The following is a 15,675-nucleotide window of genomic DNA, read 5'->3' as shown; positions in this document are numbered from 1 at the left end:
CTGACTTGCCCTGTGTCTTGCGGCGGTTTTCTGCCGTCGCAGTTGTCATAGCGCCTTCATCCAACACTCATAAAATCGCGCTAACCGATGAGGAGACCCGCCATGCACAGCCAACAACAGAATTCGCAAAAAGCCCCGACCATGCCGATTGGCGGCTTTGTCATCGACGCCCAGGGCCGTGAAATTCCGATCACCGAAGAGATGATCCAACAGGCCTGCAACGCGCTGGAAAAAGCTCAACAGCAAGCCTCTCAAGCCAAGTAAGCCTGCCCTTTGCAGGGTGGATGACGTTCTTTTCATCCACCATTTAGGTAGGCCGCTCATGGTGGATGGGTCAAGCGCCATCCACCCTACGCCTTCAGCTTTGCGCCCAACGCCTGCACCAGGCTGACCAACGTCGGCGCATCATCCTTTACGCAAACCGCCAATCCGTCAATTTCCCGGCGCATCGGGTAGTGCTTGCGCAGCCCGTCAAACGCCGTACGCCGGGTTGCCACATCGCCCTGCAGGCTACGGCGAAAATCCGCATCATCGCGGCGCGGGTCATACACCGCACGGCAGATACTGGCCAAGGCCCAGGCCGGATCAGCGCTGGCATCGATAGTCAGCTCACTTAGCCAGGCGGCAGGCATCAGTTGCTGCAGTTCAACGCTGGGCGCAACGCCCAGGTACTGACACAGCGCCTGGTAGATCTGCGCCGTGCCGCGCAGCTTGCCGTCCAGGCTGTAACCGGCAATATGCGGCGTGGCGATGCGGCATAACGCGGCCAGATCAACATCCGCCTGCGGCTCACCCTCCCAGACATCCAGCACCACTTGCAGGTCAGTGCGTTGCATCAGCAACTCACGCAAGGCCTGGTTATCCACCACCGCGCCACGGCTGGCATTGATCAGCCAACTGCCTGGTTTGAGCGCGCTCAAACGCGCGTGATCGAACAGGTGATACGTCGGGTGATCGCCCAGACGTTCCAGCGGCGTATGCAGGCTGATCACGTCACACTCATCCAGCACCTGCTGCAAGCTGACGAAATCGCCACCCTCCACCGCCTGACGCGGCGGATCGCAGACCAGCACACGCCAGCCCAGGTCACGCAGCACCTTGAGCAAACGGCTACCAACCTGCCCCGCGCCTACTATCCCATAGGTGCGCGTTGCAAGATCAACGCCCTGCTGCTCGGCCAATACCAGCAGGCTGCCCAGCACATAATCAACCACGCCACGGGCATTGCAGCCCGGTGCGCTGGCCCAGGTGATGCCGGCCTGCTGGAAGTAGTCGAGGTCCAGATGGTCGGTGCCGATGGTGCAGGTACCGACAAATCTTACTGGCGAGCCTTCGAGCAGCGCGCGGTTAACCTGAGTCACCGAGCGCACCAGCAACAGGTCGGCATCGGCGACCGCCGCCGCATCAATACTGCGGCCGGGCAGGCGGCGAATCTCGCCAAACCCGGCAAAGAATTCGTCAAGCAGAGGGATATTTTCGTCAGCAACGATGCGCATAGAGGGTCTGTTCCCGTGCTCCGCAAATCAGGCCGGCATTCTAACCTGCCGGCAGCGCTTGGCTACGCTGACTCGTGTAATGCGTCGATTGCACTGAAACATCGCGCAACAAGGTTTCCTGACCAAGCCGTCAAGGCGTAGACTGCGCGGTTTCCTGATATACAGCCGGATACACCTCAATGCTTGCCCAAACCCGCTTGCAACGCGTCAGCACCGAGTTCTACAGCCTGCTGAAGCTGGCAACGCCGATCATCATTGCCCAACTGGCCAACACTGCAATGGGCTTCGTCGATACCGTGATGGCTGGCCGGGTCAGCCCGCAGGATCTGGCCGCGGTGGCGCTGGGCAACTCGATCTGGGTGCCGGTGTTTCTGCTGATGACCGGCATTCTGCTGGCCACCACGCCCAAGGTCGCGCAGCGCTTCGGCGCAGGCGCGCATACCGAGATCGGCCCGCTGGTGCGCCAGGCACTGTGGCTGGCGCTGGCCGTAGGCATCGCGGCAGCGGTAATTTTGTGGAACGCGGAAATCATCCTCAGCCTGATGAATGTCGACCCGGCGCTGATCGAACCGGCCATGGGTTACCTGCGCGCCGTGGCCTGCGGCTTTCCGGCCGTAGCGCTGTACCACGTGCTGCGCTGCTTCAGTGACGGCCTCGGGCATACCCGGCCGAGCATGGTCATCGGTCTGTGCGGCCTGGCGCTGAATATTCCGCTCAATTACATCTTTATCTACGGCAAGCTCGGCCTGCCAGCCATGGGCGGCGTCGGCTGCGGCTGGGCCACTGGTCTGGTGATGGGCTTTATGTTCCTGAGCATGCTCTGGTGGGTGAAGTGGGCGCCGTTCTATCAACCGAGCAAAATCTTCAGCAACTTCGAATGGCCGCAGTGGCCGGTGCTCAAGCGCCTGCTTTCGGTCGGTCTGCCGATTGGCATCGCGGTGTTTGCCGAGTCGAGCATTTTCGCTGTGATCGCGCTGCTGATCGGCGGCCTAGGCGCCACCGTTGTGGCCGGGCACCAGATCGCCCTGAACTTCAGCTCCATGGTCTTCATGATCCCCTATTCCCTCGGCATGGCCGCCACCGTGCGCGTCGGTCAGGCCCTCGGCCGTGGCGAGCCGCGTGAAGCGCGCTTTGCTGCGGGGGTAAGCATGGCGGCGGCGCTAGGCTACGCCTGCCTGTCGGCCAGTCTGATGCTGCTGTTGCGCGAACAAATTGCGCAGATCTATACCCCGGACCGCGCAGTGATTGTGGTGGCCACCACGCTGTTGGTGTATTCGGCGCTGTTCCAGTTCTCCGATGCTATTCAGGTAACCGCAGCCGGCGCGCTGCGTGGCTATCAGGACACCCGCGTGACCATGATCCTGACCCTGTTCGCCTATTGGGGCATAGGCTTGCCGGTGGGCTATGCGCTCGGCCTGACCGACTGGTTCGGCGAGCCCAGCGGGCCCAGCGGGCTCTGGCAGGGCCTGGTGGTCGGCCTGACCTGTGCCGGTGGCATGCTCGCCGTGCGCTTGGCCAGCAGCGCGCGCAAACGTATTCGAGCCGCTAAGATGGCCTGATGAACGCTCGCCTGCTGCTTCTGCTCGCTGCACTTTGCCTGTGCGCCTGCACGCCCGCCGATGATGGCCTGGCGCTGCAGGCTGATTACCTGCAGCGTTTAAGCAATGCCCTGAATGTCGAACCGGCAACCGCCTTCGACTCCAGCGAACTGACCCACTACCGCCTGCCAGCACGCCGCAAACGCTTGATAGAAATTGCCGAGCTGCGCATCAGCCTGCTCGACCTGCTGGTCGATGTGCGTCGTTGCCCTGCCTTGCAACAGCAAATCAGCCAGCGCAACAACAGCCTCGGTAAACAACTCACACCCAGCAGCCGTCTGGCTTATGAAGGCGACGCTGCTGCGTGCCCTGGATGCCTGCAGCGCACACCTGCGCAGCCAGGATCCGCCCCCCTGCACAACACCCTTGAACAACTGGCGCAGGAAAAACGCGCACAACTGCCCGGCGTATTCTGGAATGCCCTGAATGCCAGCCCGGAGGTCGAACGCTACCTGCGCTTTGCCGAACAGCCCCTCCCGCCCAATGCCAGCGAAGATAATGCCGCGCTGGATGCCCTGGCACAGCTGGCCGCCATCGGCAGCGCGCTGCCTGATGCGCTGCCACCGAGTGCAGAGCAGCTTGATCCATTGTTCTTCGCCTTACATGCCAGCGACCAGGGCGGCCAGTTGATCAGCAGCCTGGCCAGCCTGACCTACAGCCTCAACCAGGGCAGCGACATGCTGGACAGTCGCCAAAAGGGCCGACCGCTCTGCCCCACGGGCAAGGCCACGGAACGTGCACGCATCGTGCAGAACATCTTCGTCAAGTATTACGCTGGCAGCCTGCAGCCCTACCTGGCGCAGGTAGATCAGCGTGGCCAGGCCTGGAGCAGCAGCCTGCGCAGCCTCAGTGGCGTGGCGCAGATACCGCCAGCGACGCGGGAGTATCTGCAGCAACTGAGCGGCAACCAAGCGTCGTTATGGGCGGACTTTCAGCAGGCCACCGCAAGGCATGTGCGCAGCTGGCAAACGGTGCTGAACAGCTGCGGCCTGGCCCCCGGTCAGTCGGGATGGACCGACCAGGCCGCCAGCGTCGACCAGTAGGCTTCGGACAACAACTCACGCCCAGCCAGCAGATGAGCCAGGTAATCGGCGCTGGGCAGCAAACCTTCTTCGCGAAACGCCGGGTTGGCGATATACACCCAGGCTGGCTGCACGCCGTGGGCCGCGACAATCGGCAGACACTCGCGGCTGTAATAGATCGGCGTGCCTTCGAAGTGATCCAGCTTGGCGATCTCACCGGCGTCGGCCAGGCGATACAGAACGCCTTCCACCCGCCCCTCGCGCTGATGCCGAATATTGGCATAAGCCCGCCCCGGCGCTCGATCCGCCGCCCGCTTGTTAAAGCAAAGGCTGTAACCCGGCAGATGCCCTGATAGCGCCTCCAGCACCGTCATGCCGCGCGCCTGCATGCGGGCCGGATTCATATTCGAGCCGTAGGCGAAGTACCAATTCATTCGTCAGATTTCTTGCGAATCAGGTACAGGTACGTCGCGCCGTCTTCAGCCTGCTCCACCAGCTCATGGCCAAGAAACACGCAGAATTTTGGAATATCGCGACGGGTCGAGGGATCGGTGGCTATCACCTTGAGCAGGCCGCCGGCCTGCAGGTCGCGCACCTTGTTGTGCAGCATCATCACCGGCTCGGGGCAGTTGAGCCCAGTGGCGTCGAGGGTGGCATCGGGAATGGCGGTGGTTTGCAAAGACATCGGCTGGCTCCAGTAGCAGGCCGCTATTCTCGCGCAAAGCTGACCCAAAGGTCATCTAGCGCCTGATGGAAAACGCCTGCGGAACGAGATTGGCCCGACAACAGGTCAACACAACCTTGGATGGGCAGGCAGCCACGCCCTGATCAGGCAGGCTGCGCAGCGTCCATCATTCCAATAAGAGCCATCTATGCGCCTTGCCTTGCTACTTGCCGCCCTGCTGCTCAGCGGCTGTGCCGCCCGTGACCAACTGCCAGACTTCAGCGCCACCGCGCAGCAGAACCTGCCTGCAACCTATTTCGATGCTGTGATCCATGGCCGCGATGGCACACGGCTGTCTGCCACGGTATTCCAGCCGGCGCTGAAGGCCGGCGAGCAGGCTCCGGTGATCGTACACACCCATGGTTGGGGCGGCTGGCGCGTCACCCGGCCGAACGGTTTCTACGGCACGCAGATGATGTCCGGGCGCGCCGCATTAAAAGCCTGGCAGGCTGGCTACTGGGTAATCAGCTACGACCAGCGTGGCTGGGGCGGCAGTGAGGGCGACATTGAGATGATGAACCCCGACTACGAAGTGCAAGACGCCCTGGCGGTGATCGACTGGGCCAGTGCTCACCTGCCACGTCTGAGCATGGATGCCGAAAACGATCCCAAAGTCGGCATGCTCGGTGAAAGCTACGGCGGCGCCGTGCAATTGCTGGCCTCTGCGACAGACCCGCGCATTGATGCCATTGTGCCGATTGCCACCTGGTATGACTTGAGCGAGGCCTTGGCACCCGACGGTCACTTGAAGAGCGGCTGGACTAGCGTGCTACTGGGTCTGGGCTTGTCGACGGGGTATGACTTGGGCAAGTTCGTGCAAGCGCCTTACCTGAAAAGCGTTGATGGTCGCATGCGTGAGCCGGTACGCGCTGAACTCAAAGCCCATAGCCTGAGCAGTTTCTGTGCACGCGGCCAACGCCCTCAGGCTGACGCACTGTTGATCCAAGGCATGCGTGACACCCTGTTCCCGCTCAATCAGGGCCTGGCGATCCGAGATTGCCTGCAACAGGCGAACCGCGATGTACGCCTGCTGGGTATGCAAGGCGGGCATATCCTGCCGCCCCCGGTGCAGCGCTGGAGCGGCCTGCCCCCCTTTAATAACGAAGCGGTGCTGCACTGCGACGGCCGGGCGATCAATCTCTACCAGAACATCATCAGTTGGTACGAAGACAAACTACGCGGGCGCAAGGGCGTGGCGGCGAGCATTCCCGATTTCTGCGTCAGCCTCGATCTGGATCAGGGTGTGGCCCTGCAGCAACTACCGGCCAGTCAACGTATCGAACTGCCGGCCACCCTGATTCGGCCGTTAAGCAGCGGCCTGCTGCAACCGTCGCGCTTTATCCCGCTGCAACAGGTGCAGGCGAGCAGCGCCCTGGTTGGCGTGCCACGCGTGTATCTGGAAAATGCCGAAGGAATGCCGACACTGTTTGCCTCCATGGTGGTCAAGCGTGCCGATGGCAGCAGTACAGTGCTCAGTGAACAGGTCACCCCACTCAACGGGCAAGCCAGCACAGAGCTGGCTGCCGTCAGCGCACAGCTGCAGCCGGGCGACACCTTGGGCCTGCGTATCAGCGGCTTTAGTGGCCAATACCTGTTCAATGGCTCCTGGCAGTTCGCTAGCAGCACACTGCACGGCAGCATCGAGTGGCCGCAATTGCTGCCGCTGCAACCGCAACTGGCCAGGCACTGAGGGGCTATTTACCTAAGCGGCGCAGATGACAGGTGACTTCTTCGCGGTCGTGATAAAGCTGCTTGCAGGCGATCGACACCTTGATCTTGCGCGCTGCAAACGCGTCCTGCATGCGCAGCAACAGGCGACGCACTTCGGCGTAACGCTGCTTCATCGGCAGCTTGAGGTTGACCACCGCTTCCCGGCAATGGCCGCCGCCAATCCAGGTTTCCACCATCGCCGCAGTTCGCGCCGGTTTCTCGACGATATCGCAGACCATCCAGTCCACCGGCTGCTTGGGTGTCCAGGTGAAACCGTCGACCATCAGGTGATTGACCAGGCCAGTGTCCATCAGGCTTTCCGCCATCGGCCCGTTGTCGATGGCGGTGACCAGCATGCCGCGCTTGACCAGCTGATAGGTCCAGCCGCCCGGCGCGGCGCCAAGGTCGACCCCGGTCATTTCATCGGACAGGCGTTCATCCCACTGCTCGCGGGGGATAAAGGTGTGCCAGGCCTCTTCCAGCTTGAGGGTCGAACGACTCGGCGCTTCGCGGGGGAATTTCAGCCGAGGAATGCCCATGGGCCACAGCGCCGAGTTATTCGCCTCGGCCATGCCGACAAACACCTCGCGACCACTTTTGAACGTCAGCAATAAGCGCGGCTTGCGTGCATCGTCAACCAGCTTGCCAGCCTTGCTCAGGGCGTTGCGCAGCGGCGCTTCGAACTTCTTGCAGAAATTCGACAGCTCCTTGCCGTCGTTGCTGTCCAGCACTTCCAGCCACAGGCTGCCAAACGCCGGCAGGTCGGCCAGATAAGCCAGTAGCACACTGATGCGATCCGTTTCCGGCAGGTCAATAAATACGCCGCGCGCCCACTGCCGAGGAAAGATCAGCTGAGTGAAACGCACCCCGTGCATCAGGCGCCCGGCACCGTCATCCTCGGTGCAGATAAATTCCGCGCAGGCGGTACTCGGCTTGGCCTTGGCATACCCGGCAACGTCCAGACGCGCGGCGTGCTCGGCGATTTCCGCGCACACCTCATTTTCAAAACCCGGACGGCAGTGCAACAACAACGTATTCATCAGCGACTCTCCTCAAGGCGCGCATCATAGCCGAGTCACCCGCCTATGCTTGCTTTGCATCGGCCTTTTCCTGATCTGCAGGTTAGACTGGCGCCATCGCGCAAGGCTCTGGCCCTGCCAATCGATCATCGGCCGCCCTAGCAAAACAACGGGGTAAACGACCACAACCTGCCTCTTGCCAGTTACACCTGGATTCACGGCTAAACTTCCGCCAGCAACGGCCGAAGTACCGGTAACGTTTAAAGGAATAAAGAACGCCATGCGCAACAACCAACCTATTACTCAGCGCGAGCGCACCTTCCCCGCGCAGCAACGACTGATCTCCACCACCGACCTCAAAGGCCAGATCACCTACTGCAATGACGCCTTTGTCGAGATCAGTGGCTTTAGCCGCGATGAGCTGATTCGTGCGCCACATAATCTGGTGCGCCATCCGGACGTGCCGGCAGCGGTGTTCCAGCATATGTGGGACACCCTGAAGAAGGGCCAGCCGTGGATGGGTATCGTCAAGAATCGCTGCAAGAGCGGTGACCATTACTGGGTTAACGCCTACGTCACGCCGGTCACAGAAAACAACCAGGTCGTAGGCTACGAATCAGTACGGGTAAAGCCGACTGCCGAGCAGGTACGTCGCGCCGAGGCGCTGTATCAACGTATCAACAGTGGTAAATCGGCAATCCCCAACAGTGATCGCTGGCTGCCAATCGTGCAGGACTGGTTGCCGTTTATCCTGGTCAGCCAGGTCGGCTTTCTGATCGGCGTATGGCTCGACTCCAGCTGGGGCTTTGCCATCGCCGCCGGTTTGTCGGTGCCACTGGGGCTGGCCGGGTTGAACTGGCAGCAACGCGGCCTCAAGCGTCTGCTGCGCCTGGCCGACCAGACCACCTCCGACCCGTTGATCGCGCAGATGTACACCGACAGCCGCGGCGCTCAGGGCCGTCTGGATATGTCCATCCTCAGCCAGGAAGCCCGCCTGAAAACCTGTCTGACCCGTCTGCAGGACACTGCCGAGCAGCTCACCCTGCAAGCCAAACAGGCCGACGCCCTGGCGCACAACAGCTCCGCCGGACTTGAACGCCAGCGCAGCGAAACCGACCAGGTCGCTACCGCGATCAACGAAATGGCCGCCACCACCCTGGAAGTGGCAAGCAACGTCGCCCGCACTGCCATCGCCACCCAGGACGCCAACCGCCTGACCAGCGCCGGCCGTGGCATTGCAGCAGAAACCCGCCAGGCCATTCAGCGCCTGTCGCAATCGGTCGGTGATACCGGCGAAACCGTGACCCGCCTGGCCCAGGACAGCACTGAAATCGGCGGCGTGGTCGATGTAATCAAGGGCATCGCCGACCAGACCAACCTGCTCGCCCTCAACGCCGCCATCGAGGCCGCACGCGCCGGTGAAATGGGCCGTGGCTTTGCCGTGGTGGCTGATGAAGTGCGCTCACTGGCGCAGCGCACTGCCGAATCCACCGGGCAGATTCACCAGCTGATCGCCAAACTGCAGCGCACCGCCGAAGAAGCGGTGCTGACCATGGAGGTCGGCCGCAAACAGGCCGACGAAGGGGTTGAACGCGTGCAGCAAGCCGATGAAGCGCTGGCCGGCATCAGCGACGCGGTGGCCAATATCACCGATATGGCCAACCAGATTGCGGCAGCCGCTGAAGAGCAGAGCGCGGTGGCCGATGAGGTCAACCGCAGTATCACCACCATTGCCCAACTGGCCGACCAGACCGCAGGTGAAGCGCACGACACCGCCCTGCTCAGCGAAGCCCTGACGGCCACTGCCAATGGTCAGTACGCACTGGTGGAACGCTTCAATCGCTAAAACCGTAGGTTGGTGCTGAGCGCAGCGAAGCCCAACGCAGGAACGCCAAGCTATGTTGGGCTTCGGCGCTGCGCGCCTTAACCCAACCTACGCCCTGCAGTGCGCCGCCTGCCTGCTTGCTACAAGTTCTCGTAACGGTTCATATCCAGCACACCAGCTTCCAGCGGTTCGGTCTGTTGGATATAGGCCGACATGTCGTGGAAGTAGCGCCAGAACTCTGGATGAGTGCGGCGAATACCCCAGCGCTCGACGACCTTCTCAAACGCCGACTGATCACGCGCCTGTTCCAGTGCCGTGACAAACTCCGCCGCCTGCTCCACCCGCATATTGAAGATAAAGTTCGGATAGCTGCTAAGCACCCCCGGATACACCGTCAGGGTATCCAGCGCCGGCTGGTAGCGCAGTTCCTCACCGAGCATAAATGCCACGTTACTGTGCGCTCGGTTGCGCAGCAGGCTGTATACCTCACGTTGGCCATCGGCCATTTCCAGCCGTAGCAAGGTTGCCTCCGGCAGTTGCTCGATCACCTTGAGCGTGCCCGCAGGTTTTGCCGTCAACCGACTCAGGGACTGCTCGGCGCGCTGCAACTCGACGTCCAGCCCCGGGCGATGGCAATGTGCGCCAGTACAGCGGTTAATCGGATCAGGTCGCGCATTCAGGCTGCCGTAGCGCTCCAGCAGAGCGTCGACAAAGCTGCGCTTGGGATCGCTACCAGGCAGGCGCAGGGCGCTCGGGCTTTCGCTGTCGATGGGCTGGTAATCCAGCCAGATCTTCAGCTTGCCGCTGCTCTGGTACCAGTCGCTGAGATAGCCCTGGCGCGATTCGGCTGACATCAGCCGCAAGAAGTTGACCTCGGCGCCGTTGCGGATCAAGTCGAAGTACAACCGTGTTTGCGCCTGATGCGACACGTTTCACCACCAACTGGTAATAGGTGCGCTCCAGCAGCGGGAAGTCCAGCCACCAGATGGTTTGTGGCACCTCGCCGATCAGGCCTTTGCGCACCGACGCACTGTCGTGCTGGCGAAAGATCGACAGCAATGCGTTGTCATTACCGGCCCAGATATGCGACCAGCTTGGCGCAGGCGCATCGGCATAGCGCTGCATACGCAGGGCTTCGTACTCATTGCGCTTATCGCGGTAGGTGCGCCACAGGCCGAGCAGATCACTGATGCTGTCCAGTTGCCCAGGCATGGCCAGCAGCTCCTTGGCCTGATCGCGATACTCGGGGTCGGTGATATACAGGTCGTGCTGCGGGTCCTGAAACACCGCCCAGAAGTTATCGCGAATCACATCCGTGGCAATCTGCCCCCGGCATACCGGGCCGCGAATAAAGGTACGCACGAAGTATTCGGCGTTATCCAGCATGAACTGATAGCGTGCCTGCGCCGGAATCGCGGCAAAGGTCTCAAATGGATTGGCGCGGCGCTGGAGGCCATAACCGGGCACGGCGTCGGCCTGCCAGTCACTGGCAAAGAACAACTCCTTGACCCGCGCCAGCTTGGCCGCACTCAGCCCGTAGGTGATGTGGGTCTTGTGCACGATCACCCCCTGCACCGGCGTCAGGCGGTAGTAGAACTGGTTACCGGGGTCTTCATTGGGCAAGCGCGTGGCGATGATGTCCACCGGCTTACCGCTGGGTGTACGCGAACGCACCATCTGGAAAAAATGCCCTGGCTCGCCGCCGGCAAAATACAGATGGGCAAGAAACAGATGCTCGTAGAGCCAGCGTGAAACCAGCGACTCGCGAGCGCCGGGAGCGTTCAGAAAAGCTTCCCAGGTGGCGATCTGCTGCGCCTCGGCTGCGCTGGCCTGCAGCGCTTGCTGATTGATCGGCGCCCCCAGGCCTGCAGCGTCTGGTAGTCGGCCTCACTCAGCCCGGTCACCGCAAACGGCATGCCGACTTGCGGGTTCTTGCGGGCAAACTCGTCGAACTCCGGCGGCAACGGGCACTGGTTGACCCGGTCGATGTTGATATTCAGCTCCGCCGGCAGCTTGCTGTTGGCGGCCAATGGTTGCTGATGGCCTAGCTCCAACATGCGCGCCATCAGCGCGGCCTGACTGCCCTGCGCATCCAGCACGGAGGTAAAGCCCTTGCGCTGCCAGGCTTCTGCGCCATGGGCATCAACAAACAGGCGCGTGGTGGCCTGGGCCTCGGTGCGCGTGCCGTTGTACACCGTGGCCTTGCTGGCGCCGCGCTGCACACCTTCGCCACTGCCCAGATTGAGCTGGCAGGCAGCGTCGTAGCAGGCATGGCAGGCCACGCAGTTCTTGGTAAAAATCGGTTGGATATCGCGACTGTAGGAGATGGGTTCGGCCGCTTGTAATGAGCCGATGAACAACAAACACACGCCAAGCAGTAAACGGCAGACCATGGAAACATCTCTAAAATGGCTTAAGCGCCGATTCTAGCTGGCGCCGGCTGGCCAAGGCCAACCCGCAAACATGAGTAAGATTCATGTAAAAGCGCAGTACACTGCAAAAGCGTGCAGCTTTGTTATCATCGCGCATCTTTTTTTCACGCGTCCCAGGTAGTTCTCTCCATGTCTCTGTCCGATCGCAGCGCCCGCTCTAACGCACTTCAGCAAGCCCTGAAGGAACGCATCCTGATCCTCGACGGCGGCATGGGCACCATGATCCAGAGCTACAAATTGGAGGAAGAGGACTACCGCGGTGCGCGCTTCGCCGATTGGCCGCAGGATGTAAAAGGCAACAACGACCTGCTGATCCTCAGCCGCCCGGATGTAATCGGCGCTATCGAGAAAGCTTATCTGGATGCCGGCGCCGACATCCTGGAAACCAACACCTTCAACGCCACCCAGGTGTCCCAGGCCGACTACGGCATGGAAAGCCTGGTGTATGAGCTGAACGTCGAAGGCGCGCGCCTGGCCCGCAGCGTGGCCGATGCCAAGACCCTGGAAACTCCGGATCGCCCGCGTTTCGTTGCCGGCGTACTGGGCCCAACCAGCCGTACCTGCTCGATCTCCCCGGACGTGAATAATCCCGGCTACCGCAACGTCACCTTCGACGAGCTGGTGGAAAACTACGTGGAAGCCACCCGCGGCCTGATCGAAGGCGGCGCGGACATGATTCTCATCGAAACCATCTTCGACACCCTGAACGCCAAGGCGGCGATCTTCGCCGTGCAGGAAGTCTTCGAGCAGCAGGGCTTCGAGCTGCCGATCATGATCTCCGGCACCATCACCGATGCCTCCGGCCGCACCCTGTCCGGGCAGACCACCGAAGCCCTCTGGAACTCGGTACGCCACGCCAACCCCATTTCCGTGGGGCTGAACTGCGCCCTCGGCGCTAGCGACCTGCGCCCGTATCTGGAAGAGCTGGCCAACAAAGCCGACACCTTTGTCTCCGCGCACCCCAACGCCGGCCTGCCTAACGCCTTTGGTGAATACGACGAAACCCCGGCGGAAATGGCCGTGGTGGTCGAAGAGTTCGCCACCTCGGGCTTTTTGAACATCGTCGGCGGCTGCTGCGGCACGACCCCGGCGCATATCCAGGCGATTGCTGAAGCGGTGAGCAAATACCCGCCACGCGCCATCCCGGACATCCCCAAAGCCTGTCGCCTGTCGGGCCTGGAGCCCTTCACCATCGACCGCAACTCGCTGTTTATCAACGTCGGCGAACGCACCAATATCACCGGTTCGGCCAAGTTCGCCCGACTGATCCGTGAGGACAACTACACCGAAGCCCTGGAAGTCGCCCTGCAGCAGGTCGAAGCCGGCGCCCAGGTGATCGACATCAACATGGACGAGGGCATGCTCGATTCACAGAAGGCCATGGTCACCTTCTTGAATCTGATTGCCGGCGAGCCGGACATCTCCCGCGTACCGATCATGATCGACTCCTCCAAGTGGGAAGTGATCGAAGCCGGCCTGAAATGCATCCAGGGCAAGGGCATCGTCAACTCGATTTCGATGAAGGAAGGCGTCGAGCAATTCAAGCACCACGCCCGTCTGTGCAAACGCTACGGCGCCGCCGTGGTGGTCATGGCCTTCGATGAAGTGGGTCAGGCCGACACCGCCGAGCGCAAGCGCGAGATCTGTCAGCGCAGCTACGACATTCTGGTCAACGAAGTGGGCTTCCCGCCGGAAGACATCATCTTCGACCCGAACATCTTCGCCGTGGCCACCGGCATCGAAGAGCACAACAACTACGCGGTCGACTTTATCGAGGCCTGCGCCTATATCCGCGACCACCTGCCCCACGCCCTGTCGAGCGGCGGCGTGTCCAACGTGTCGTTCTCCTTCCGTGGCAACAACCCGGTGCGTGAAGCGATTCACTCGGTGTTCTTGTACTACGCGATCCAGAATGGCCTGACCATGGGCATCGTCAACGCCGGCCAGCTGGAAATCTACGACGAGATTCCCAAAGAGCTGCGCGACGCCGTGGAGGACGTAGTACTTAACCGCCACGACGGTGCCACCGAAGCGTTGCTGGCGATTGCCGACAACTACAAGGGCGATGGCAGCGTCAAAGAGGCCGAAACCGAAGAGTGGCGCAACCTGAGCGTCGAAGAGCGGCTCAAGCACGCGCTGGTCAAAGGTGTGACCACGCACATCGTCGAAGACACCGAAGAGTTCCGTCAGCAGTGCGCACGCCCCATCGAAGTCATCGAAGGCCCGCTGATGGCCGGCATGAGCGTGGTAGGCGATCTGTTCGGCGCCGGCAAGATGTTCCTGCCGCAGGTGGTGAAATCCGCCCGGGTGATGAAGCAGGCCGTAGCGCACCTGATCCCCTTTATCGAAGCCGAGAAAGGCGACAAGCCGGAAGCCAAGGGCAAGATCCTTATGGCCACCGTGAAGGGCGACGTGCACGACATCGGCAAGAACATCGTCGGCGTGGTACTCGGCTGTAATGGTTATGACATCGTCGACTTGGGCGTGATGGTGCCGGCGGAGAAGATCCTGCAAACGGCCATCGCCGAGAAGTGCGACATCATCGGCCTGTCCGGCCTGATCACCCCCTCGCTGGACGAGATGGTGCATGTCGCCCGCGAGATGCAGCGCCAGGGCTTCAACCTGCCGCTGATGATCGGCGGCGCCACCACCTCCAAGGCTCACACGGCGGTGAAGATCGAGCCCAAGTACCAGAACGACGCGGTGATCTACGTCACCGACGCCTCGCGCGCAGTCGGCGTGGCCACCCAGCTGCTGTCCAAGGAGCTGAAAGCCGGTTTCGTCGAGAAGACCCGCGAAGAATACGTGGTGGTGCGCGAGCGCACCGCCGCGCGCAGCTCGCGCACCGAACGCCTGAGCTACGCCGACGCCGTAGCCAATAAACCGCAGTTCGACTGGAGCGCCTACCAGGCCAGCAAGCCGAGCTTCACCGGCGTGAAGGTGCTGGACGATATCGACCTCAATGTACTGGCCGAGTACATCGACTGGACGCCGTTCTTTATCTCCTGGGACCTGGCCGGCAAGTACCCGCGCATCCTCACCGACGAGGTGGTGGGCGAAGCCGCTACCGCGCTGTTCGCCGACGCCCAGGCGCTGCTGAAGAAGCTGATCGACGAGAAGCTGATCAGCGCCCGCGCTATCTTCGGTTTCTGGCCGGCCAACCAGGTCGAGCATGACGACATCGAAGTCTACGGCGAGGACGGCCAGCCGCTGGCCAAGCTGCACCACCTGCGCCAACAGACCATCAAGCCGGACGGCAAGCCGAACTTCTCCCTGGCCGACTTCGTTGCACCCAAGGACAGCGGCATCACCGACTATGTGGGCGGCTTTATCACCACCGCCGGCATCGGCGCCGAGGAAGTAGCCAAGGCCTACCAGGACGCCGGCGACGACTACAACTCGATCATGGTCAAGGCCCTGGCCGACCGCCTCGCCGAGGCCTGCGCCGAGTGGCTGCACAAACAAGTGCGCACCGATTACTGGGGCTACGACAAAGACGAAGCCTTGGATAACGACGCACTGATCAAGGAGCAGTACAAAGGTATCCGCCCGGCCCCCGGCTACCCGGCCTGCCCGGACCATACCGAGAAGAAGACCCTGTTCGCCCTGCTCGACCCCGAGGCCGAGTTCAACAAGGCTGGCCGCAGCGGTGTGTTCCTCACCGAGCACTACGCCATGTTCCCCGCCGCCGCCGTCAGCGGCTGGTACTTCGCCCACCCCGAGGCGCAGTACTTCGCCGTAGGCAAGGTGGATAAGGATCAGGTTGACAGCTACACGGCCCGGAAAAAGCAGGACTTGAACGTCAGCGAACGCTGGTTGGCTCCCAACCTGGGCTATGACAACTAAGGC

At 61.7% G+C, this 15,675-nt stretch carries 10 protein-coding genes and 1 pseudogene; 6 read left to right on the top strand and 5 right to left on the bottom strand.

Annotation, left to right across the window (positions count from 1 at the left end):
* Nucleotides 1-87: 87 nt before the first annotated feature.
* Nucleotides 88-264 (top strand): PA1571 family protein, encoded by a 177-nt coding sequence (locus BLW24_RS26065; RefSeq protein ID WP_338062079.1) that lies wholly within the window; start codon nt 88-90, stop codon nt 262-264.
* A gap of 86 nt (nt 265-350) precedes the next feature.
* On the opposite strand, the gene pdxB is transcribed toward BLW24_RS26065, so the two are convergent.
* Nucleotides 351-1,496 carry a 4-phosphoerythronate dehydrogenase PdxB gene (pdxB, locus tag BLW24_RS19450; protein ID WP_090386075.1) on the bottom strand — a complete coding sequence of 382 codons (1,146 nt, stop codon included), beginning with the start codon at nt 1,494-1,496 and terminating at the stop codon, nt 351-353.
* 179 nt (nt 1,497-1,675) lie between these two features.
* On the opposite strand from pdxB, the gene BLW24_RS19445 reads away from it, so the two are divergent.
* Together BLW24_RS19445 and BLW24_RS19440 are read left to right on the top strand one after the other, a co-directional pair.
* A complete protein-coding gene (locus BLW24_RS19445; protein WP_090386072.1) occupies nt 1,676-3,055 on the top strand; it encodes an MATE family efflux transporter in 1,380 nt (459 codons plus the stop codon).
* Complete coding sequence (locus BLW24_RS19440) at nt 3,055-4,137, top strand: DUF3080 family protein (protein WP_090386069.1); 1,083 nt, start codon at nt 3,055-3,057, stop codon at nt 4,135-4,137. Before BLW24_RS19445 ends, BLW24_RS19440 begins: the two co-directional genes overlap by 1 nt.
* Here the strand turns inward: BLW24_RS19440 and BLW24_RS19435 are convergent.
* Together BLW24_RS19435 and tusA are read right to left on the bottom strand one after the other, a co-directional pair.
* Nucleotides 4,095-4,550 (bottom strand): gamma-glutamylcyclotransferase family protein, encoded by a 456-nt coding sequence (locus BLW24_RS19435; RefSeq protein ID WP_090386066.1) that lies wholly within the window; start codon nt 4,548-4,550, stop codon nt 4,095-4,097. The two genes, BLW24_RS19440 and BLW24_RS19435, sit on opposite strands and share 43 nt — an antisense overlap.
* Nucleotides 4,547-4,801 carry a sulfurtransferase TusA gene (tusA, locus tag BLW24_RS19430; RefSeq protein WP_090386063.1) on the bottom strand — a complete coding sequence of 85 codons (255 nt, stop codon included), beginning with the start codon at nt 4,799-4,801 and terminating at the stop codon, nt 4,547-4,549. The genes BLW24_RS19435 and tusA overlap by 4 nt, the downstream gene beginning before the upstream one ends.
* A 187-nt stretch (nt 4,802-4,988) precedes the next feature.
* Between tusA and BLW24_RS19425 the strand changes: the two genes are divergently transcribed.
* Complete coding sequence (locus BLW24_RS19425; protein ID WP_090386058.1) at nt 4,989-6,530, top strand: alpha/beta hydrolase; 1,542 nt, start codon at nt 4,989-4,991, stop codon at nt 6,528-6,530.
* A gap of 4 nt (nt 6,531-6,534) precedes the next feature.
* Here the strand turns inward: BLW24_RS19425 and rlmM are convergent, their stop codons facing one another.
* On the bottom strand, nt 6,535-7,590 hold the full coding sequence (gene rlmM, locus BLW24_RS19420; RefSeq protein WP_090386055.1) for a 23S rRNA (cytidine(2498)-2'-O)-methyltransferase RlmM: 1,056 nt from the start codon (nt 7,588-7,590) through the stop codon (nt 6,535-6,537).
* Between the two features lie 259 nt (nt 7,591-7,849).
* On the opposite strand from rlmM, the gene BLW24_RS19415 reads away from it, so the two are divergent.
* Nucleotides 7,850-9,415: a methyl-accepting chemotaxis protein gene (locus tag BLW24_RS19415; protein ID WP_090386052.1), complete on the top strand. Its 1,566-nt coding sequence runs from the start codon at nt 7,850-7,852 to the stop codon at nt 9,413-9,415.
* 119 nt (nt 9,416-9,534) lie between these two features.
* Here the strand turns inward: BLW24_RS19415 and BLW24_RS19410 are convergent.
* Nucleotides 9,535-11,787, bottom strand: a pseudogene (locus tag BLW24_RS19410) (fatty acid cis/trans isomerase).
* 168 nt (nt 11,788-11,955) lie between these two features.
* Between BLW24_RS19410 and metH the strand changes: the two are divergent.
* Nucleotides 11,956-15,672: a methionine synthase gene (gene metH / locus BLW24_RS19405; RefSeq protein WP_208600198.1), complete on the top strand. Its 3,717-nt coding sequence runs from the start codon at nt 11,956-11,958 to the stop codon at nt 15,670-15,672.
* The last annotated feature ends 3 nt before the right edge of the window (nt 15,673-15,675 follow it).

This window comes from Pseudomonas anguilliseptica (assembly GCF_900105355.1).
GTDB lineage: Bacteria > Pseudomonadota > Gammaproteobacteria > Pseudomonadales > Pseudomonadaceae > Aquipseudomonas > Aquipseudomonas anguilliseptica.
The sequence above is the reverse complement of the archived record's forward strand: the minus strand, read 5'-3'. Positions and strand labels throughout refer to the sequence as shown.